Source organism: Microbacterium sp. UBA7513, from assembly GCF_002478345.1.
Taxonomy (GTDB): Bacteria; Actinomycetota; Actinomycetes; order Actinomycetales; family Microbacteriaceae; genus Microbacterium.
In genome coordinates this window covers 38987-58579 of the sequence record NZ_DLNJ01000008.1, presented here as the reverse complement: position 1 = coordinate 58579, position 19593 = coordinate 38987, and the positions used below count along the sequence as shown (strand labels likewise).

Genomic DNA, 19593 nt, shown 5'->3' with positions numbered 1-19593 from the left:
TCGCCACATGTGACTGATTCGCGCTGGGTATGGTCGGCGCGTAACTGCGTCGTCGCTGCGACCCGATGGCCGGGGTCCGTACATCAGTCATGGCGCTGATCCTTCTTTCGGCGCAACTGTCGTGCGACGAGAGCTGTGGCGATGACGCCAACTCCGACCACGCCTACGGCGATGATGAGGGGAATCGCGATGGCTGTGGTTTCGTCCTGGGGTGGGGATGTCGGTGCCGACGACGGCTCTGAGTTTTCCGTTTCACCGCTCGTTGTGGGGGTAGGCGACGGAGTCGACTTACCGGGTTGAGCGCGGGACTCTTCATTTCCGCATGCTGGTTTGTCCCACCCGAATTCGGGGTCCACGCCTGTCGGTGCGTAGGTGAACGTGTAGCTCTCGGAGATGGGGTGCCCATCGCTGGAGACCGCGTTCCAGAGGACGGTGTAGACACCAGGTTTTCCGAGTCTCACCGGAGTGGTGAGGACGTTGCGGTCGATAGTCGAGCACGCGCTCTCGTAGTACAGACCATCGGGGCCTTGGACCTGCGCGAAGCTGGCCTGGCTGAAGTCGATGAGCTCTCCGCTGAAGGTGAGGGCGACGGCGTCGAGCTGTGTCACCGTCTCTTCCGGCGCGGGTACCGCGTCGAGGAGGTTATCGTGCGCCATGGCCGCGGGTGCGGGGGCGACGATGATGCTCAAGGCAATCAGGGTCATGATGCTGCCGGCGAGCCAGGTCGGGCGTCGGGTCGAGGTCACCGCGATGCGTCCTTTCGGGAGGTGTGCGTGGGGAGGGTAACTGAGTTTGTGCGCTGGGGGCGCAGCACCGAGGCTGCGATCAGGGCCGCGAGCAAAGCCGCGATTCCGACGATGATGATTCCTCCGACGCGCTGGTCCTGGAGCGGGGTGGATCCCCAGCTCCGTCCCATGGCGCCGAACCACTCGGCGACGATGAGGTCTGTTCGGGTGATGGTGGCGATGCCGATGAACACCGTCGTCAGAGTCAGAGTGATGAGTGCGGTGAAGGTCCACCGCCGAGATCGCCCGGGAGCGGGCACGGCGCCATTGCGCCGGAAGAGCGAACTGACGAAGAGGCACCCGATAACGAGGAGGTGCGTGATCATCCATTCGCTTCCGAGTTGGTCGTAAAGCGACCATCGGAAGAGGTCCGAGTATGTGATCAGCCACATCGTGGCGGTGAACAGTATGGCGGTGATGATGGGGTTGAGCGCCAGCCGAATTGTTCGGCTGGCGGCAACCCACAGAAGCCATTCGAGAGCTCCGCGGCTGTCGTCGTCCCGAGGATGTATGACGGTGAGTGCGAGCACGAGGGGCGCAGCGGAAACGAGAAGTACCGGTATGACGAGGCCGAGAAGTGCGAAAGAGAGGAAACGCATACTGATCAGAGGTTCGTCGTACACAGCGAGCGGGCCACTGGTGGTCCACACGAGCGCGCCCATCCCGATCACCCAGCCGATGGTGCGCCGCATCGGCCAAGGCTGCCCGAGACGTCTCATGCGCTCCACCCCGGCAAGGTAGAAGAACACCGCGAAACCTCCCACAATCACCCACAGCAGATCAATGCTCCACGCCGTGAACCATCGCTCCGTCGTGAATTCTGGCGGGACTGGGGCGTCGGTGAGGATCTCCGCGGCCGTGGTCTGAGGAATCGTGATCGTGTCCGCGGGTGCGGCTGTTCGGGCAAGGGCCGCGGCGGCGCCGCTTGCGATACCCATGAATGCCAGCTCGACGCACACGAACATCCAGAAGGTGTTGCGGCCCTCGCCCGCTTTTGCGATGAGTCGACCGCGGTAGGCGGCTCCGAGGATGCCCATCACCACCAGCGCGAGGATCTTTGCGAGCAGGATCAGCCCATACGGCGTGACGAGGTCGTCCCATCGTCCGAGGGCAGTGAGCGCCCGGGCATACCCCGATACGGCGACGACGACGAAGGCGATGAGTGCCAACGTCGAGTACCGTCGGAGTATGTCCTCGAGGGTGGACGATGGAAGGCCCGGACGGATCACGATGAGCAATGTGAGCCCGCCGAGCCACACCGCCGCCGAAACGATATGCAGGGTGAGAGACATGACTGCCGCGTCGTGGTTGGCCAGTTCCCCGGAGTGCCCCTGAGTGGACATCGGAATCAGGCTGATGATCGCGAGCATCGTTGTGACGAGCACGGCACCGTAGCCGCGCACCGCGAATGCGAGCACGGTCACGACCGACGCGAAGATGGCGGTGATGAGCCAAGATCTTCCAAGCTCGGTGTCGAGGAGGAAACGGCCCAGTTGTGCGCCGAACTCTGCCTCCAGGCTCACCTTCGGGTTGAACGAGGACAGGAAGGTGAGGAAGGTGACCGTCCCGCTCGCGACGGTAAGAATTGCGGCACCCGCCGAGGCAAGATTGAGCGCGGTGAGGAAGGGCTTCGTGCCGGATGCGAGAGCGAACAGCGCGAACACGAGTGGTCCTACCATTGCAGCGCCAGAGAGGTTGACGAGTAGTTTCGCGACCGGGAGGCCCCAGCGAACCACCGCGCCGGGGTCGCTGGTCAGCCTCGGTGCAGCTCCTCCGCCGATCACCAGCCCGATGACGACGGCGACGATTGCAGAGACGACGAAAATCGTCAGCCCGGCGACGCGGAGAATAGGAGGCGTCACGGTGTCGCTCCCTCCGTCGAAGAGGTTTCTTCGTCAGGGTCTTTCGTGATCGGTTCTGTGCACGCATCGTTCTTCGGAAGCTGCTGAATCGCTCCGGCAAGTGCTTGGAGAACGGCGTCGGCCGACAACGTCGTCGTGTCCACATACACTTGCGCTGCGGGCTCCCGCCCGTAGGTCGTCAACCGTAGATTTGGTGTCTCCGCTTCGTCCACGATCCAATCGACGCCCCCCAAACTCACACATTGCAGCGTGGTGGGAGCCGGTGAGTCCAGCCCGCAGGTGAGCAGCACGCTGGTGGGACTTCCCCATGCGCCAGTGGCTTGCGCGTCCGTCCACACCCGCGCCTGATCACCGATAGAGTCGGGTAGCCGGGCCGTGACCTCCGCGCACAACGGATCGTTCGCTTTCGGAGCCGCCTCGAGATGCACGGTGGGAGCGCACCCGCTGAGCAGAAGCAGCGCGCCGAACGCCGCACCAAGCGAGAGCGATTTTGTCTTCACAGCGTGTTCCCTTCGTGAAAACGGAAATCCTCGCCCGCTCGCTGCTGACGAGTAGCGGTGGTGACGAGCAGCATCAATACGGTTCCCATGCTCAACGCCCACCCGATCCACGGCATAAGAACCACCGCTGGCGTGGTCCCGGTATAGAGGGGCACTTCGGTGACGTTTGCGCCTTGCGTGTTCACCGCGAGCTCTGCAAGTGGGGTCCCATCAGGGCGGATGACCTGGCTCGTGCCGGTCGTCGACACGTTCACGATGCTTCTTCCGGTTTCGATGGCGCGCATACGCGCAATAGCGAGCTGCTGGAGGTTCTCATCTGTGCCTCTGAAGTCGGCGTTGTTCGTCTGGAACACGTACAGTTGTGCGCCCTTCGCCGCGCTGTCCTCAATGACGTTGTCGTAGATGACGTCGAAACAGATCGCCAGACCGACGGGAACACCGCCGACGTTCACGAGGGGCGTGTTTGAGCCAGGCGTGTACTCGCGCTGAATGAGTCCGATGAGGTCAGGAGCGATGGCCTCGTAGAACCAACGGTCCGGGACGTATTCGCCGAAAGGCACGGGGTTGGCTTTGTCGTGGATCTGCTGCGGTCCGGCGCTCGTCCACAGGATCGACGTATTGAAAGTATCGTCGCCGCGCACGGTCGCCGCATTCACCAACACCGGAGCGCCGGCGTCTGCTACGAGTCGGTCAAGCCGGTCGGTGACGTCTGCATCCTGGAAAGGATCCGCGTCGACTGCGCCTTCTGGCCAGACGAGAAGATCCATCCCCCGACCGAGGAGAGGAGCTGTCGCCCCTTCCTGAGCCCGCATGATGTCGCCGGGTGCTTTGGTGTCGAAGTAGCCGCTTGGTCCGTTTCCTTGCACCCATCCGACACGTATGGCACCTGCCTGCGTAGTGGGGAACAGGGGGGCGAGCGCGGTGGCAGTGAGAGCGAGAACTGCGACTGCTCCCGGTCGCCGTCGTCGATGAGCGAGTGCGTCCAAGCTGCTCGCGCAGATGAGGACCGTCAGGAAGGAGAGCCCGGTAGTTCCCACCCAGGAGGCGGCTTCCGCGAACGGGCTTTGAGTAAGGGTGAATCCGATCCGCGCCCAGGGGAACCCCGTGTAAGGGAAAGTTCCCATCACGGTTTCGCGCAGCACCCACACGCCTGCGATGAGCGCAGGCGTGATCATGGAATATCCGCACCGCGAGCGGCTGGTCATCACCCTATATGCGAGCGCAATCAGCATCCCACCGGCACCAAAGAGCAGCGATTCCAGTCCGGCCAACGCCACCCAGGGGATGGGGCCGAGAAATCGTGAGACCCAGACGAGGTGGGTGAAATAGAACGCGGCCCCGTAGACGAGGGCAACCAAGAACGCCGCGGGTAGCGAACGCCCGCGCAGTGTCCACAGGCCGATCGTCACACTCGCAAAGGCCACGGGCCACCAGCCGAGCTCCGGGTACGCAAGATCCAGCGCGGCGCCGGCGATAGCGGACGCGACTATCGCAACGGGCAACGGTACTGCCGTCGACATGGTGCGTGGATCGAACCCGATGTGACGACTACACCTCCTGCGGGAGGCGATTGGGCGCCTCACGACTGCATCAACGTTGAGGGTCATCAGAGTTCAGTTTGCTGAGGTAGGAGTTATACGCGTCGAGCTCTGAGTTCCCATGCAGATCGACGTACCGGTCTGCAGCAGCAGCAGCGGCCGTGTCGCTGCGGAACCAGCGGTGCATCACGTACACCAGCATCAGCACCGTGGGCGCTTCGCCATACGACCAAGCCAGCGCGCCGGCAAGCTGTTGATCTTCGAGGGGGTCGACGCCCAGGGCCTCCGTGGGTGCGACGAACGAACCGACCAGGATCGTGCTGGCCATCATGAGAAACACTCCGAAAAACGCGTGGAGTGCGGCTTCGGCGAACACATCGAGTGCCCGCGCTCCGTGACCCAACCTCACCGGGAGTGGATCCGAAGACAGGATCGGAATGGTGAACAGCACGCCGGCGAGGAGGAACGCCAACTCGAGCATGACGTGGCCGGCAGGCAGGGCGAGGATGACGTCCGCCGAGCCCGCGAGGTAGAGGCCGTAGAAGGCGAACAGGTAGAGGGGAACCGTGCACCACGGGCTGAGCAACCACCTGGCGGCGCGACTCCGAAGACCGGTATGCGCTGCCGTGAGGATCATCCGGCCGGCTCCACGGTGCGGTGTCGCTCGGAGGAGAAGAGTGCCCGGCGAGCCCAGAACCAGCAACGGCGGCACCGTCATCATCAGGGTCAGCTGCTGGAACATGAACACAGAGACAAGGACTTCTCCGTACGCCTCTACCCCAAGGCCAGTGACTGCCGCCAGGAGAACACATCCGAGAAGAAAGCTGACGGTCCGCCAGACGGACCAGCGCCGACCATGCATCCATAGGCGGACCGCTCCGACGAGATAGAGGGCCGCAAGGACTCCGGCGATGACGGGCAACACAGGAATGGTCAGATCCGCCGGCGCGAGCAAGGACTGCAGCGTTGGCGGAGTGTCGGGGATCGCGCCGCTCACAAGCATGGTGTTGACGCGAGGTTCCCGCAGATCATTTCCGGATCACCTTGATCGTCGCCCCCGCCGCCAGGAAGACCACAGCGGCGACGGGCTGAGCTATCTCCCACACGACACCGGAGAAGGGGAAGGGCATCACCGGATTCCAGAGCACAGCCACCGCGACGAAGATCGGTACCCACCACCAATGACGGGCCTGCACGGCGAACCATGCGATGATCAGCCCGAAAATCGACGCAACAAACAGGACGAGTGGCGCCCAGCCCGCCTGGACGAGCAAAGGCGCGAGAAACAGGATGGCGGCAGCGACGAGGCTGGGGGCGAGAGCATTGCGCTGATAGGTGGAGGGAACACGTTGTTTGGGGCTCATGGGCGGGCCATCTCTTCGGCTGGTGCGGGATCTGTGGATTCGGGGCGAGAAGGCGAGGAGTGTCGGCGACTGGCGCGCAGACCCGCGATCACAAGGAACACGGCGCCGATACCCAGGGCGACATCGGCCAGATTTCCGATGAAGAGGTTTCCGTAGGCGAGGAAGTCGGTGACGTGTCCGATTCCGAACGACGGGGGAGAGAAGAGGCGATCGATGAGGTTGCCGATCGCGCCTCCCACGATGAAACCGAAGCCGACTGCTGACCATGCGTTTTGGGTTCGCGTAGCGGCTCCCACGAGCAGAGTGGTCGCGATGACGCCGACGACAGTGATGACCCAGGTCGCATCTTCGCCCAACGAGAAGATCGCCCCCGGGTTGAACGCCAATTGAAGACCGAGCCAATCGCCGACCAGGGGTATGCGCTGATCCTGGCTCAATGAGCTCAGAGCGAGGGCCTTGGTTCCCTGATCGACCAAAGTGACGATCGCGGCGATGATCAACACCACGGCGAACCTTCGTGCCCGGTCACGCATCGTGACCCCCCTCCCCAGCCGCCGTATCTCTAGAAGCCTGGGCACGGTCTTGCTGGTGGCGCCGGCGTCCGGCCAGAATCACTCCGACGACGCCGAACCCGAGAATCACTGCCAGGCCGCCGACGAAGAACACGGGCAGCATCTCGGACTCTGCTCCGCCTGATGGTGTGCCACCGTATGTCTGCCTGGCAGGAGCGGGCTCTGGCTCCTCCGTAGTGTTGTCGGATTCTTCCGGGCTGGGACTGGGATTGGGGCTCGGCGTTGCGGGTGGCGCGGTTTTCGTACTCGGTCCGGGCTGTCCGACGGTGTACGAGAACTGCCCGCTGATCGGATGCCCGTCCCCAGAGACTGTCTTCCAGCGCACTGTGAACAGACCAACGGCGGCTTCCGGGGAGAGATGCTGAGTGATCGATTGACCGCTCACCGTCGGCGAATCGACAGCAACGTCTTCTCCGCCTTCATCAAGGACCTCGATGATCGTCGTGCCGGCCTCGTTGTTGAGGGTTCCCGTGAACATCAGTGAGATCTCATCAGGCGAGCCGCTGATGGTCGAGTCGGCAACGGGGTACGACGAGTCGAAGTTGTCGTCAGCGACAGCGACCGTCGGGGTGGCGACGACGACTGCTCCTGACAACAGCACGGCGGATAAGACAATGGCGGTGCGTCTGGGGAGGTTCTTATGCATGGGTGTCGTGCTCTCCGGGATGCGATTCGGGTTCGATCTGGAAAGTGGAGTGCTCGATGCTGACGGCGAAGTGCTCGCTGACGCACTCCTGAAGAGTTGTCAGCAACGCCGCGGAGGTCTCCATGGTGACGGTGTCGTCGACCACGACGTGGGCACTGAGGGTGGGGAGGTCCGTTGAGACCTGAGTCGCGTGCAGATCATGCACCGCGACCACGTGCGGAAGGGCAAGGATGTGGCGGCGGACATCGTCCAGATCGAGACCCGGGGGTGTCGATTCCAACAGCACACGTCCGGATGCTCGCAACAGGATGAGCGTGCGAGGGATGATGAGCAGGGCGATCAAGATACCGGCGACGGCATCGGCCTGATACCAGCCGAAAGCGGCGATGAGGATCGCGCTGGCGATCACGCCTACGGAGCCGAGGGCGTCGTTGACGACCTCGAGGAATGCGGCGCGCATGTTGAGATTGCGTCCGCGGCCGCTGAACAGGACGAGCATGGATGCGATGTTGGCGACCAGGCCGACGATACCGAAGAACAGCAGGCTTCCTGACGCGATCTCTGGGGGTTCGAAGAGCCGCCGTATACCTTCGACGAGCGCGAAGATGCCGACCCCGAGGAGCAGCGCTGCTTGGGCGAGTGCTCCGAGAACCTCGGTCCTTTGCAGGCCAAAGGTGTACTTGGGGGTGGGAGGGCGATTCATGAGATGCGCCGCGGTGACGGCCATAGCCAACCCGGTGACATCGGTGAGCATGTGCGCCGCATCGACGAGTAGTGCGAGGCTGCCGGTGATGATCGCCCCGATCACCTCGATGACGAAGACCGAGGAGGTGATCGCGAAAGCGATGATCAGACGATTGCGGGGAGTGGCGTCACCCACTCCGTGCGAGTGCCCTGCTTCTGTCATGGTGATCCTTTCAGGGGCGGTCGATGATGTTGGGGGCGACGATGGCAGCATCACTCCATGCCCCCGGAATCGTGTCTGCGCCGGTTCGGGAGTACTTCGGGATGCCGACCGTGAACAGTCCGGGAATATGCGTGTTGGCTTGTGTCCGAGCACCGGTGGGTTCCGGGGCGGGTAGCCACTTGTCGCCGGGTTCGTAGCCGGTAGCGAGGATCATGGAGTGCGGCTGCATCGTCGACTCATCGGCAAATGTCACGACGGCTCCGTCGGCCTCCACGACGGGGGGCGCGTGGCTCACGCCGGCCAGAGCGGTGGGCGCGGGGCCGGAACGAATCGAGTGGTTGCGGCGCAGCCTCGGCCAGATGGACCATCGCGCTGACGGCCGCGGTCGTTCTGTTCGGGTGGATAGAGTGACATCTCGCGAGTGAGCGAGTTCTTCGGCGATCTGTACGCCGCTGAACCCTCCGCCGACCACCAACACGGTCCCCGAAGGGATCTGGCCCGGGTGTAGGTACTGACTGGAATGTAGAACCGTTCCGGGTGCCGACAGATTCTGGCGCCAGGTAGGGACTCGGGGCACTGCCGCAGATCCTGTGGCACAGACAACGTTTCGCGTTTGCACGTCCCCGATGGACGTCGAAAGGTGCAACGTGGATCCGTCTCCGCGGCGTTCCACCTCGAGAGCGCGAACGCCCCAGAGAGGTTTCACGCCGAGCGTCTTCTCTACAGAAGCCAGGTAGTCGCTCATCTCGCGACCGCCTGGATGACGGCGATTGTCCCCGGGAAAGGGGAACCCGGGGAGAGTGCTGTTGCGAGCATCGCTGAGAAGCCTCATCGAGTGCCAACGGGTTGCCCAGCTTCGTTGACCGGTCGGCGCGGAATCGATGATGACGAAGTCTTTCTGTGCCTCCAGCCCATAGGACGACAGCGCGGACGCCATCGCCAATCCAGATTGGCCGGCCCCGACGATAATCGCTCGGCGATGCGATAACGAACGCACCATCACTGCGTCCCGTTCACCGCAGCTTCGATGCCGTCCTCGAGGTCCGTCCACTTCTCCAATACGACCTGCTCCCCGTCGATGAAGAACGTCGGAGTGCTGCTGACGCCGAGTCGCTCGCCCTCATCAACGTCGAACTCCACTCGTTGTGCGGTCGCCGGATCCGCGACCGCTTCATCGAAAGCAGCCATATCCAACCCGAGCTCCACAGCGAAACCCCGGAACAGGTTCGCACGCGACTCCTGAGCCTCACCCCACTGGGCCTGTGTTTGGAACAAGCGGTGGTACATGTCTTCCAGCCGTCCCTGCTGGGCCGCCGCTTCTGCCGCGATCGCAGCGTTCTTCGAGTTGAAGTGGCCAGGCAACGGGAAATACCGGATGACGTAGGTGATCTCCCCATCAAACTTCTCACGAAGGTCCTCGACCAGCGGGTAGAAGGCGCCACACGCCTCGCACTCAAAATCGAGGAACTCGACCACGGTGACCGCTGCGTCGCCGCCATCGTCGAGCACATGTGAATTCTCTCGCACCACCTGAGGGCCGTCGTTGCCTTCTGTCTCGGGCGCGGAGGCCCGATTCTCACTGAGAAGGACGTACACCAGCGCGACGACAAGGAGGACAACGACGAGACCCACCGTGACGAGGATCGCCTTTTGAGACGCTTTCATTTCTCTCCAACCACAACACAGCACAACGAACGTGAACCCCACCGAATGTGAAGCGCCATCGTGAGATGGCTGATCGATGTCAGGTGCGCGACAGAGAGAGTTGCGTGAGGGAAAGAGTTCGTGCAAACGGGCGGTCGGGTGCGGCCCTCATCTCGGGCATGCGCGGAAGTCGCTCGCGATTTCCGTTCGGCACGCGATTTACGAAGGCTCGAGCGACGATGAGGATCAGGAAGGAGCAGACGAGGCCAAACACGCACCCTGTAAGGCCGATCAGTGCGTTCGCGGAGGCGCCGTCTATCAGGAGCCGTTCCGATGAGGCGCCACCAGAACCATGCGTCGACGAGCCAACCGCACCATAGCTCGTAAGCTCGGTTTCCATCGATGCAGTCGAGGTAGCAGTGAGATATGGAGAGGCGTCCGCGTCGCGATGACCACCGGACCATGCTCCGACAATCAAGAGCAGGGCCAACCCAAGGCCTGTAATGATCTTCGTTATCAGGAGCTTGTCAACAGACGCCGCCTGGTTACGAGACCGGCCAGACGTGATCATTTCACGAGGATGTTACCAGCCTCGACAATCAAACCGTACGGGTACGCACCCTCGTGGACGAGGCCTCCTGGACTAGTACCTACTAGGGCCCTCCATGACTGACACCACCACCAAGCGCTCCGTCCTCTTCGTCGGTGTCCACAACGCCGGACGCTCGCAGATGGCGGCCGGATGTCTCCGCGACATCGCAGGCGACCGCGTCGAGGTCCGCTCGGCGGGATCCATGCCCGCCGAGCGGTCCAACCCGACTGCTGACGAGGCGATGGGCGTGCTCGGAATCGACAGCACAGCCGAGCAGCCCAAAAGTGCTGACAACCGAAGCCGTGCAGGCGTCTGACGTCGTCATCAGTATGGGATGCGGCGAGGCCTGTCCGTTCTTTCTTGGCAAGCGCTACGAGGACTGGAAGCTGGACGACCCAGCGCGCCAGGGTATCGACGCCGTCCGTTCGAACTGCGACGACATCCGCGCACGCATCGAACAACTCGAGAGTGAACTCACCTGATCTCGTGGGCGGGATGGCAATCCGGTGGTGCATCGTCAGGAATGTGTCACCGCAAAGCGCGTAGAGAATCCGACGCCGTCCCCGTCCGAGTGACATCTAGCGTCATCTCACCGCGCTTCCGACATTATCGCGGCCGATGCACTCGTTCTCAGTGGGGTGTCCGACTGAACGGACATCCGGACGGGTGCAGCGGGGGGCTCCAGCGCACAAGACGCAGAACCTCTGATGTTTATCTGATGTACTCTGGTCTCATGAGCACCGCGACTTTCACCGATCTCCTCCGTAAGCCGAAGGATGTCCTTGCCCACATCGACGAGGGCCAGGTGCGTATCACTCGTCGGGATGGCGATGACCTGGTTATCCTTCGTGGCCACGACCTCGACACGCTCGAGCTTGGCGTGAAGCTCTCCAGTGAACTGCTCCGCGCTATCGGGCGGAACAGGGGCGATGTCGGCGCTGCGCTGCGGGAGCTCTTCGCGTGGACGAGTGAGTTCGATGAGGGCGAGCTGGCCACTTACGCGAGCGAAATTGAGCGGCTGGTTTACTCCGCCAGCGAGTTGGGCACGTTTGAACGCCTGCTGCGTGCTCAGCACGAGTGGCGGGAGACTGCTGCGGCTTACGCCATGGGTGCGCAGCCGGCTAAGCCGATCGATCTGACGGAGACGTCTGCGCGGGTCGAGCGCCCGTAATGGCGGGAAGGCGGGGATCGTCGGTTCCGCGACCGACAAGGGTCAGCGAGTACGAGATCGTCTTCGGCGACGTCGCGGCGGAGCGCGGGTGGCGCGACCTTCGCGCGACCGCGAAGAACGCCCTCGCGGATGCCTGGGACTACCTGACCGCTCACCCGACGCGGTTCGACAGCTCGCGCTGCTACCAGCTGAAGGGCAACCTATCTACAGCGGTGGTGGGCGGGAGGACCCTGCCCGTCTGGCAGTACAAGGTCACGGACGGCGCGAGGCTTCGCTACGCGGTCGACGCTCCCCAGCCGAAGGGCAAGAAGCCGGGACGGGTGATACTCATCGAGGCATCCCCGTCGCATCCGAACGACACGGACTCGTCGAAGAACTTCCGGTAGGCGCGATCCTGAGTGAAGCTCGGCACGTTCCAGGAGGTGGTGGACAAGGCGCCACGCCTCGATGCAGTGTCCAGTGGAGTCGCCATCGCTATAGTTCAGTGTCCCGTGTATAGTCATCGTGTGCTGACTATTGCTTCTCGTCTCGATGTGATGAACCGGCTGGGTCGGGCGATGGCCGACCCGACGCGTTCGAGGATCCTGCTGTCGCTGCTGGATGCCCCGGGTTATCCGGCCGAGCTCGCCCGTGATCTTGAACTGAGCCGCACGAACGTGTCGAACCATCTCACCTGTCTTCGGGGCTGTGGACTGGTGATCGCGACGCCGGAGGGTCGTCGCACGCGGTACGAGATCGCAGATCCGCACCTGACGGTGGGCCTGCGGCATCTTCTCGACGCGGTTGTGGCGGTCGATGAAGGCGTGCCGTGCGTTGACGAGAAGTGCGAGTGCTGCGCATGAGCGCGGAGTGCTGCGGCGACGACGAGCCGCGGAAGACAGGCACCATCCACCGCGTCGAGTTGTCGCTACCGCAGGGGGGAGACGGCTGCTGCGGCCCAGAGGTCGTGCAGGCGGCGGCGGGCGTATCTGCTCATGATGACGGCGATGCGTGCTGCGGCCCCGCCCTGCCACCAGCCGCCGGCGCCGATCACGAGTTCGAGGTGCGTCCACCGTGGTGGCGGGACATCGCTCTACTGCCGTCGGCGCTGTCCGGTGTGTTCCTACTCGCCGGGTACGCGTTCGAGTGGACGGGCCTGGAGATTGCCGCACTGGTGCTGCAGTGGGCAGCTCTGCTCGCTGGCGCGTACACGTTCGTTCCCGGTGCGATCCGGCGCGTGATCCGTGGCCGGCTCGGTGTCGGTCTGCTGATGACGATCGCTGCTGTCGGCGCCGTCCTGCTCGGGCACGTCGGTGAAGCAGCGACCCTGGCGTTCCTGTTCTCCCTCGCTGAGGCGCTGGAGGACCGAGCGATGGACCGCGCTAAGGAGGGCCTGCGCGCACTGCTGTCACTGATCCCGGAGACGGTGCGCGTCTCACGGCTCAGTGGCGACATCACGGTCCCTGCTGCCGATGTGCGCGAGCTCGACATCCTCGTCGTCGGAGCGGGCGAGCGTGTGGCGACCGACGGTGTCGTCGTCGAGGGACGCTCCAGCCTGGACACATCGGCGATCACCGGGGAGTCCATCCCGGTCGAGGTCGGGCCCGGCGACGTGGTCGCGGCAGGTTCGGTGAACGGGTCGGCGACGTTGCGGATCGAGGCGACCGCGGATGGCCGCGACAACTCCCTCACGCAGATCGTCTCGCTGGTGGAGCAGGCCCACGCCCGCAAGGGCGATCGGGCACGACTAGCGGATCGGATCGCGCGCCCGCTGGTTCCCGTCGTCCTGATCGCCGCGGCGCTCGTCGCGCTGTTCGGCTTCGTCGTCGGTGACCCCTGGACCTGGATCGAGCGGGCACTGGTGGTCCTGGTCGCGGCGTCCCCGTGCGCGCTGGCGATCGCGGTGCCGGTCACCGTGATCAGCGCCATCGGCTCCGCGTCGAAGTTCGGCGTGGTGATCAAGTCCGGGGAGGCGTTCGAGCAGCTCGGCACGATCCGCGCCGTCGCGCTGGACAAGACCGGGACGCTCACCCGCAACGAACCCGCGGTGGTCGACGTCCGACCCGCCGACGGGACCAATCGCGACGACCTGCTCGCCTGGGCTGCCGCCATCGAGGCGACCAGCACGCACCCCTTGGCCGCCGCGATCACCGCGGCATCCCCGAAGGCGCTGTCCGCCATCGATGTCGTGGAAGAAGCCGGCCACGGCATCGCCGGCCGCGTCGACGGCACACTCATCCGCGTCGGGAACGCGCGCTGGCTTGACCCGGCCGTGCTCAGCACCGCCGCCGAAGGGATGGCTGCGGAGGGCATGACCGTGGTCGTCGTCGAAGCCGACGGCGCTGTCGCCGGGCTCATCGGCATCCGTGACGAACTGCGCCCGGAGTCGGCCGAGACCGTGCGGATGCTCCACAGTCAGGGCATCGAGACCGTCATGCTCACCGGCGACAACGAACGCACCGCCCGCGCCATCGCCGCCCAGGCAGGCATCGACGATGTGCGGGCCGAGCAGCTGCCCGCCGACAAGGCCCACGCGATCGAATCCCTGACCACCGTCCGCCCGACGGCCATGGTCGGGGACGGCATCAACGACGCCCCAGCACTAGCGACCGCCACGGTCGGCATCGCCATGGGACTGAAAGGTTCGGCGGCCGCCATTGAGTCCGCCGATGTCGCGTTCACCGGCCACGACCTCCGCCTCATCCCCGGCGCGCTCGCGCACGCGCGCCGCGGGCGACGCATCATGACCGCGAACATCGCCCTGGCCCTCGCCATCATCATCGTGCTCTTCCCGCTGGCGCTGTTCGGCGTTCTCGGTCTGGCCGGTGTCGTCCTGGTACACGAGATCGCCGAGGTCGTCGTCATCCTCAACGGCGTCCGTGCAGCCCGACGCCCCGCTGCTCTCCGAGAGCTAGCGCCGGCACCCGAGCCCGCACGCGCCTGACCAACCCTGCGGTGATATCGCCGTCCGAGCTGGAGCCATCCTTCGTGAAGACCCCCGTCAAAGTCAGCCTCATCACCGGTGCCGTCGTTATCGTCCTCGTGATCGCAGCTCTGGTCGTGGTCATGCTGACCCGGCCCGCTGCTCCCGACCCTTCCGGCTCGGCGGGCGCACTGCCCGGCGCCCGGACTGACTCGCACGTCCTGGACGACGCCGGCCCGGATGCGCCGACGCTGGTGGAGTTTCTCGACTTCGAGTGCGAAGCCTGCGGAGCGTTCTACCCGGTGGTCGAACAGATCCGCGCCGACTATGAGGGCGAGATCAACTACGTCGTGCGGTACTTCCCATTGCCCGGACACTTCAACTCCATGAACGCCGCCCTCGCCGCCGAAGCGGCAGCTCAACAGGGCAAGTTCGAGGAGATGTACGCTCGCCTGTTCGAGACCCAGGCTCAGAGGGGCGAGCAGCAGACCTCTCACACCCAGTTGTTCCGGACGTTCGCCGAAGACCTAGGCCTCGACATGGACTCGTACGACGAAGCAATCGCCGACCCCGCCACCAAGGAAAGAGTCGAAGCAGACCGCAACGACGGCCAGTATCTCAACGTCAGTGGCACGCCGACCTTCTTCCTCGACGGCGAGAAGCTCGAGCTCACCCAGCTCAGGGACCTCACGGATGCCCTCGACGAGGCCGTCGCTCGCTGACACTATCGAGCGTGCGCGAGGCCCGCCTCAGCGGACAGACTTTGAATCAGAGGATTTCGTCGACCAACCTCTCGATGCGTGCCCGGATCTCGTCTCGGATCGGGCGAACAGCCTCGATGCCCTGACCGGCAGGATCGTCGAGCTTCCAATCCTCGTAGCGCTTGCCAGGGAAGAACGGGCAGGCGTCGCCGCATCCCATGGTGATCACGACGTCGGAGGCCTGCACGGCTTCGGTGGTGAGGATCTTGGGCTGCTCGGCGGTGATGTCGATGCCCAGTTCCTTCATCGCTTCCACGGCGATGGGGTTGATCTGGTCGGCCGGCATGGAGCCGGCGGAGCGGACCTCGATGCGGTCGCCGGCGATGTCGCGGAGGAACCCGGCAGCCATCTGGGAGCGGCCGGCGTTGTGCACGCAGACGAAGAGGACGGAGGGCTTGGTGGTGTCGGTCATGAGGGCTCCTGTGGGTGGTGGTCAGTGCGTGAGCTCATCGACGAGGGCGCGGACGCGGTCCTCGATGTCGTCGCGGATGGCTTCGACGCCCTCGCGGGATGCGAGGGCAGGGTCGCCGACGGCCCAGTCGTCGTAGCGGACGCCGGGGATGATCGGGCAGACGTCGCCGCAGCCCATCGTGATCACCACGTCGGCGGCACGGACGGCATCGTCGGTGAGGGGCTTGGGGAAGCGTTCGGCGGCCAGGTCGCCTTCGATCTCGGCGAGGATCGAGCGGACGTGCGGATGGATGACGTCCGCGGGAGCAGATCCTGCCGAGCGGGCGACAACCCTGCCGGCGGCGAGCTTGTTGACAAGCGCGGCAGCGAGCTGCGAACGCCCCGCATTGGCCACGCAGACGAACAACACCTGGGGTACAGCGGAGTCGCGGTCGCGCGTGAGGTCGGCGAGTCGCTGACGTGCGAAGCGTTCGGTGAGCGGGACAAGCGCTCCCGTGACTATTGCCGTGCGGGCGAGTGACGTGTACGACTCACGAACGATGCCCAGCACGGTCTCCGGGGCGAGCTCGGGGACCTCGGCGGCGAGCTCATCGGCGAGGTGGGTGATCCGCGCATCGAACTCGGGGTGGCCGGCGCGGCCTTCGGCGTCGCCGTCTTCGCCGGGCGCCGTCATGGTCGCAGGCGCGAAGGAGTCCAGCAGAGCGGTGACGGCGCCCCGGCGGCTGGGGTTGATGCGGTACCAGACCCAGGTGCCGCGCCGTTCGGAGGTGAGCACGTCGACGCCCTTGAGGACCTTCAGATGGTGCGACACGGTGGGCTGTGAGACGTGTGCGAGCTCGGCGAGATCGCACACGCAGGACTCGCCTCGCGGATCGGAAGCGATCGCGGAGAGCATGCGCAGGCGCAGCGGATCCGACAGAGCCTTTAAGGTCGCGGCGACGGTGGACGCCGCCTCGTGGCCGATGGCGTGGGTAGCGACCGGGCTGCAGCTGTCGACGGCGTCGGTGAGCGTGACGTTCATGAGGTGATCCTTTCGCCGGTGTAGGGATCGGTGTGGAACCAAGCGCGCGCCGCCCAGAGGGAGACGTAGACGAGTCCAACGAGGACGGGCACCTCGATGAGAGGGCCGACGACGCCCGCCAGAGCCTGCCCGGAGGCGGCGCCGAAGGTGCCGATGGCGACGGCGATGGCGAGTTCGAAGTTGTTCCCGGCCGCGGTGAAGGCCAGCGTGGTGGAGCGGGCGTAGTTCAGGCCCAGGCTCTTGCCGAGCAGGAGCCCTGCGAACCACATCAGCCCGAAGTAGACCAGCAGTGGCAGCGCGATCCGCGCGACGTCCAGCGGGTTGGCCAGGACCGCATCGCCCTGCAGCGCGAACAGCAGCACGATGGTGAACAGCAGCCCGTACAGCGCCCAGGGGCCGATCACGGGGAGGAACTTCTCCTCGTACCAGGCGCGGCCGCGACGCTTCTCGCCGATCCAGCGGGAAGCGAAGCCGGCGACGAGTGGCACGCCGAGGAAGACCAGCACGTTCAGGGCGATCTGCCAGACCGAGATCTCCAACCCCTGAGTGTCCAGACCCAGCCAGCCGGGCAGGACGGTGAGGTAGAACCAGCCCAGCAGTGAGAAGGCGACCACCTGGAAGACAGAGTTGATCGCGACGAGTACGGCGGTCGCTTCCCGATCGCCGCAGGCGAGGTCGTTCCAGATGACGACCATCGCGATGCAGCGGGCGAGACCGACGATGATCAGCCCCGTGCGGTACTCGGGCAGATCTGGCAGGAAGATCCAGGCGAGGGCGAACATGACCGCAGGGCCGACGAGCCAGTTCAGCACCAGCGAAGACACGAGGAGCTTCTTGTCGCCGGTGACGGCCGCGATCTTGTCGTAGCGGACCTTCGCGAGCACCGGGTACATCATCACCAGCAGCCCGAGCCCGATGGGCACCGAGATGCCGCCGACCTCGAGGTGGCCGAGCAGGTCCGACAGAGCGGGGACGAATCGGCCGAGGAGAAGTCCTGCGACCATGGCGAGCCCGATCCACAGTGGCAGCCACTTGTCGAGGGTGGACAGACGCCGGACGGCGGCGGGAGCGGAAGCTGCGGTTGCGGTGGTCATGCGAGCAGCGCCTCGATCTTCTCGGCGATGACGGGCTTCGGGTGCGCGCCGATGAGGATGTCCGTGCCGGTGCCGTCGCGGAAGAAGCCGAGGGTGGGGATCGACGTGACGCCAGCGGCGGTCACGGTCTCGGGATTCCGATCCGCATCGACCTTGACGATCTTCACTCGTCCGTCGTACTCGGCGGCGAGCTGCTCAAGAAGCGGAGCGACCTGGCGGCACGGACCGCACCAGGTGGCCCAGATGTCGACGACGACAGGGATGTCGGAGTCGAGAACTTCGTCCTCGAACGTGGCGTCGGTGACGGCGGTGAGCGTGCTCATGCGAAGACCTCCTCGGCCTCGATCGGAGCGGCCGGGTCGTTCTCGAGGTTCGAGAGGTAGTGCTGGGCGTCCTGAGCGGCGGCGCAGCCGGTGCCGGCGGCGGTGATCGCCTGCCGGTAGGTGTGATCGACCAGATCGCCGGCCGCGAACACCCCGGGGATGTTCGTGCGGGTGGAAGGATGATCCACTCGGACGAACCCGCCTGCGTCGGTGACGACCTGTCCTGTGACCAACTCCGAGCGGGGGTCGTGGCCGATCGCGACGAAGACACCGGTCGCCGCCAGCTCGCGCTCGGTGCCGGTGACGGTGTCACGGAGGGTGACGGATTCGAGCTTCTCGTCGCCGTTCAGCCGGGCGATCTCGCTGTTCCATGCCACCTCGATCTTCGGGTGGTCAAGCACGCGCTGCGCCATGATCTTCGAAGCGCGGACCTCGCCGCGACGGTGCACGACGGTCACCTTGCATGCGAAACGGGTGAGAAACAGGGCCTCCTCCATCGCGGAGTCCCCGCCGCCGACGACGACGATCTCCTGCTCGCGGAAGAAGAACCCATCGCAGGTGGCGCACCAGGACACGCCTCGGCCGGTGAGTCGCTCCTCATCCGGCAACCCGAGCTTGCGATAGGCGGAGCCCATGGTGAGGATCACCGCACGCGCACGGAACGTCTCACCCGCGCCAGTCACGATGGCCTTGATCGGTCCGTCGAGGTCGACGCTGACTGCGTCGTCGAGGAGGATGCGGGCGCCGAACCGCTCGGCCTGCTGACGCATCGACTCCATCAACTCCGGTCCGTTGACGGCGTCGACGAACCCAGGGAAGTTCTCCACCTCGGTCGTCGTCATCAGCGCACCACCGGTGGTCACCGAACCGGCGATAACGACCGGGGCGAGGTTTGCCCGGGCCGCGTAGATCGCGGCGGTGAAGCCTGCGGGGCCCGATCCGATGATGACCAGCTCAATCTGTTGATTCGACATGAATCTATATTGACATTCTTCAAAGTAAGGCGCAATCGGCGGCGAGACAGTTCACGGACACTGCACCTGGATGCCAAGAAGCGACCTCCCAATCGGGAAGTCGCCCTCTCGTGGGTCGGTCAGACTGCGCCGACGGGCCTTGCGCCGATCTGCGCAGTACGGATGGCGTGCCGCAGCAGCTGGCACCCTCGGCGTCGAAGCCGCCGGCACCGCCGCAGACCCCGGTGTCGGGAAGGACGAGCTCGTTGCGCTCCGCAGCCTCGTGATCTCCGGCAAGGTGAGCTGCGACGCTGCGGACCTGCTCCTAGCCCGTGAGCGCCAGGAAGGTGGGGGCGCGGCCATAAGACTTCGCACCGACGATGAACAGGTCCTTCTCGGGCTGCGCGAGCTGGCGTGCGCCGGTGGCTCCGACGGAGCCGCAGGAGTGGATGTTCGGGTCGATCTCCGAGGCGATGCTGGCCACGGCGTCGAGCACTGGCGAGGATACGGCCATCGCAGCCGTCCTGGTCGACCGTGTGCACAACGA

General features: G+C 64.9%; 23 protein-coding genes and 1 pseudogene. 6 read left to right on the top strand and 18 right to left on the bottom strand.

The window, feature by feature from the left end; translation table 11 throughout:
* Positions 1–83: 83 nt before the first annotated feature.
* From B2W79_RS04665 to B2W79_RS04610, 12 genes are all read right to left on the bottom strand, one after another.
* On the bottom strand, positions 84–746 hold the full coding sequence (locus tag B2W79_RS04665) for a copper resistance CopC family protein (RefSeq protein WP_051667920.1): 663 nt from the start codon (positions 744–746) through the stop codon (positions 84–86).
* The gene (locus B2W79_RS04660) at positions 743–2647 is read right to left on the bottom strand and encodes a cytochrome c oxidase assembly protein (RefSeq protein WP_062635481.1); all 1905 of its coding nucleotides are present in this window, start codon (positions 2645–2647) and stop codon (positions 743–745) included. The genes B2W79_RS04665 and B2W79_RS04660 overlap by 4 nt, the downstream gene beginning before the upstream one ends.
* Complete coding sequence (locus B2W79_RS04655) at positions 2644–3147, bottom strand: DUF3515 family protein (RefSeq protein WP_036331304.1); 504 nt, start codon at positions 3145–3147, stop codon at positions 2644–2646. Before B2W79_RS04655 ends, B2W79_RS04660 begins: the two co-directional genes overlap by 4 nt.
* Complete coding sequence (gene lnt, locus B2W79_RS04650) at positions 3144–4667, bottom strand: apolipoprotein N-acyltransferase (RefSeq protein ID WP_051667918.1); 1524 nt, start codon at positions 4665–4667, stop codon at positions 3144–3146. The genes B2W79_RS04655 and lnt overlap by 4 nt, the downstream gene beginning before the upstream one ends.
* A 70-nt stretch (positions 4668–4737) precedes the next feature.
* Complete coding sequence (locus tag B2W79_RS04645; protein ID WP_029266234.1) at positions 4738–5688, bottom strand: cytochrome c oxidase assembly protein; 951 nt, start codon at positions 5686–5688, stop codon at positions 4738–4740.
* A gap of 25 nt (positions 5689–5713) precedes the next feature.
* Entirely contained in the window at positions 5714–6049 is a 336-nt protein-coding gene (locus B2W79_RS04640; protein WP_029266233.1) for a DUF6804 family protein, read from the bottom strand.
* Positions 6046–6555: a signal peptidase II gene (locus B2W79_RS04635; protein WP_231868231.1), complete on the bottom strand. Its 510-nt coding sequence runs from the start codon at positions 6553–6555 to the stop codon at positions 6046–6048. The genes B2W79_RS04640 and B2W79_RS04635 overlap by 4 nt, the downstream gene beginning before the upstream one ends.
* A gap of 19 nt (positions 6556–6574) precedes the next feature.
* Positions 6575–7267: a copper resistance CopC family protein gene (locus B2W79_RS04630; RefSeq protein WP_292787502.1), complete on the bottom strand. Its 693-nt coding sequence runs from the start codon at positions 7265–7267 to the stop codon at positions 6575–6577.
* The gene (locus tag B2W79_RS04625) at positions 7260–8174 is read right to left on the bottom strand and encodes a cation diffusion facilitator family transporter (protein WP_029266230.1); all 915 of its coding nucleotides are present in this window, start codon (positions 8172–8174) and stop codon (positions 7260–7262) included. The genes B2W79_RS04630 and B2W79_RS04625 overlap by 8 nt, the downstream gene beginning before the upstream one ends.
* A gap of 10 nt (positions 8175–8184) precedes the next feature.
* Positions 8185–9174: a flavin-containing monooxygenase gene (locus tag B2W79_RS04620; protein ID WP_029266228.1), complete on the bottom strand. Its 990-nt coding sequence runs from the start codon at positions 9172–9174 to the stop codon at positions 8185–8187.
* The gene (locus tag B2W79_RS04615; RefSeq protein ID WP_029266226.1) at positions 9174–9839 is read right to left on the bottom strand and encodes a DsbA family protein; all 666 of its coding nucleotides are present in this window, start codon (positions 9837–9839) and stop codon (positions 9174–9176) included. The genes B2W79_RS04620 and B2W79_RS04615 overlap by 1 nt, the downstream gene beginning before the upstream one ends.
* Before the next feature lie 79 nt (positions 9840–9918).
* Entirely contained in the window at positions 9919–10218 is a 300-nt protein-coding gene (locus B2W79_RS04610; protein ID WP_143049227.1) for a hypothetical protein, read from the bottom strand.
* A gap of 265 nt (positions 10219–10483) precedes the next feature.
* Here B2W79_RS04610 and B2W79_RS04605 point away from each other — a divergent pair.
* The 6 genes and pseudogenes from B2W79_RS04605 to B2W79_RS04580 all read left to right on the top strand — a co-directional run bounded on the left by B2W79_RS04605 (position 10484) and on the right by B2W79_RS04580 (position 15205).
* Positions 10484–10892, top strand: a pseudogene (locus B2W79_RS04605) (heat-shock protein HtpX).
* Positions 10893–11143: 251 nt separating this feature from the next.
* Positions 11144–11581: a hypothetical protein gene (locus B2W79_RS04600; protein WP_292787498.1), complete on the top strand. Its 438-nt coding sequence runs from the start codon at positions 11144–11146 to the stop codon at positions 11579–11581.
* A complete protein-coding gene (locus B2W79_RS04595; RefSeq protein WP_029266222.1) occupies positions 11581–11967 on the top strand; it encodes a hypothetical protein in 387 nt (128 codons plus the stop codon). Before B2W79_RS04600 ends, B2W79_RS04595 begins: the two co-directional genes overlap by 1 nt.
* Before the next feature lie 120 nt (positions 11968–12087).
* On the top strand, positions 12088–12423 hold the full coding sequence (gene cmtR / locus B2W79_RS04590; RefSeq protein ID WP_029266220.1) for a Cd(II)/Pb(II)-sensing metalloregulatory transcriptional regulator CmtR: 336 nt from the start codon (positions 12088–12090) through the stop codon (positions 12421–12423).
* Complete coding sequence (locus tag B2W79_RS04585) at positions 12420–14504, top strand: heavy metal translocating P-type ATPase (RefSeq protein WP_231479865.1); 2085 nt, start codon at positions 12420–12422, stop codon at positions 14502–14504. The genes cmtR and B2W79_RS04585 overlap by 4 nt, the downstream gene beginning before the upstream one ends.
* A 44-nt stretch (positions 14505–14548) precedes the next feature.
* Complete coding sequence (locus B2W79_RS04580; RefSeq protein ID WP_029266216.1) at positions 14549–15205, top strand: DsbA family protein; 657 nt, start codon at positions 14549–14551, stop codon at positions 15203–15205.
* A 46-nt stretch (positions 15206–15251) separates the two neighbouring features.
* Here the strand turns inward: B2W79_RS04580 and B2W79_RS04575 are convergent, their stop codons facing one another.
* From B2W79_RS04575 to B2W79_RS17635, 6 genes are all read right to left on the bottom strand, one after another.
* A complete protein-coding gene (locus tag B2W79_RS04575) occupies positions 15252–15656 on the bottom strand; it encodes an arsenate reductase ArsC (RefSeq protein WP_029266214.1) in 405 nt (134 codons plus the stop codon).
* A gap of 21 nt (positions 15657–15677) precedes the next feature.
* Complete coding sequence (locus B2W79_RS04570; RefSeq protein ID WP_029266212.1) at positions 15678–16676, bottom strand: metalloregulator ArsR/SmtB family transcription factor; 999 nt, start codon at positions 16674–16676, stop codon at positions 15678–15680.
* Positions 16673–17770 carry an ACR3 family arsenite efflux transporter gene (arsB, locus tag B2W79_RS04565; protein WP_029266210.1) on the bottom strand — a complete coding sequence of 366 codons (1098 nt, stop codon included), beginning with the start codon at positions 17768–17770 and terminating at the stop codon, positions 16673–16675. The genes B2W79_RS04570 and arsB overlap by 4 nt, the downstream gene beginning before the upstream one ends.
* Positions 17767–18093 carry a thioredoxin gene (gene trxA, locus B2W79_RS04560; protein WP_029266209.1) on the bottom strand — a complete coding sequence of 109 codons (327 nt, stop codon included), beginning with the start codon at positions 18091–18093 and terminating at the stop codon, positions 17767–17769. Before trxA ends, arsB begins: the two co-directional genes overlap by 4 nt.
* A complete protein-coding gene (trxB, locus tag B2W79_RS04555) occupies positions 18090–19067 on the bottom strand; it encodes a thioredoxin-disulfide reductase (RefSeq protein WP_029266208.1) in 978 nt (325 codons plus the stop codon). The genes trxA and trxB overlap by 4 nt, the downstream gene beginning before the upstream one ends.
* Before the next feature lie 304 nt (positions 19068–19371).
* Complete coding sequence (locus B2W79_RS17635; RefSeq protein ID WP_371511042.1) at positions 19372–19560, bottom strand: hypothetical protein; 189 nt, start codon at positions 19558–19560, stop codon at positions 19372–19374.
* Positions 19561–19593: the final 33 nt, after the last annotated feature.